Annotated in this window: 1 protein-coding gene; it reads left to right on the top strand. The window is 46.7% G+C overall.

Going from position 1 to position 614, the window contains the following annotated elements; all coding sequences use genetic code 11:
- Positions 1–614, top strand: a 614-nt coding sequence (locus ACWYVB_RS24140; protein ID WP_457530442.1) for a Glu/Leu/Phe/Val dehydrogenase dimerization domain-containing protein, incomplete at both ends; no start/stop codon positions are given.

Below are 614 nucleotides of genomic sequence, written 5' to 3'. Positions count from 1 at the left end.
CCTAAAGGAAAATCTGACGGTGAAATCATGCGATTTTGCCAATCATTTATGAACGAGTTATACCGCCACATTGGTCCTGTTACCGATGTTCCTGCTGGCGATATCGGCGTCGGTGCGCGTGAAATTGGTTATATGTTTGGTCAATATAAGCGATTGACGGGACGCTACGAAGGAGTACTTACAGGCAAGAGCCTTCTTTGGGGGGGCTCACTTGTTAGGAAAGAAGCAACGGGATATGGAACCGTATATTTTGCGGAATGCATGCTCAATGACCGTAATGATTCACTCAAAGGCAAAACTTGCCTCGTTTCTGGCGCAGGTAACGTCGCTATCTATGCAATTGAAAAGCTATACCACATGGGAGCAACCCCAGTAACATGCAGCGATTCTAGAGGCACGATCTATCATGAGCACGGTATTGACCTGCAGCTCCTCAAGCAACTTAAAGAAGTGAAAAGAGCAAGTTTAGAAGAGTATTTAGACACTTACCCTGAAGCAGAGTATACGCCGTTGGGTGACTATCCTAATGAAGGGCATGCTGTATGGCGATATCAAGCTGACGCCGCATTCCCTTGCGCGACCCAAAATGAACTGACGTCAAACGATGCTCTTGC

Source organism: Vibrio sp. JZG10, assembly GCF_054064075.1.
Note: the sequence above shows the minus strand (reverse complement) of the source record. Positions and strands in the feature narration are given on the sequence as shown.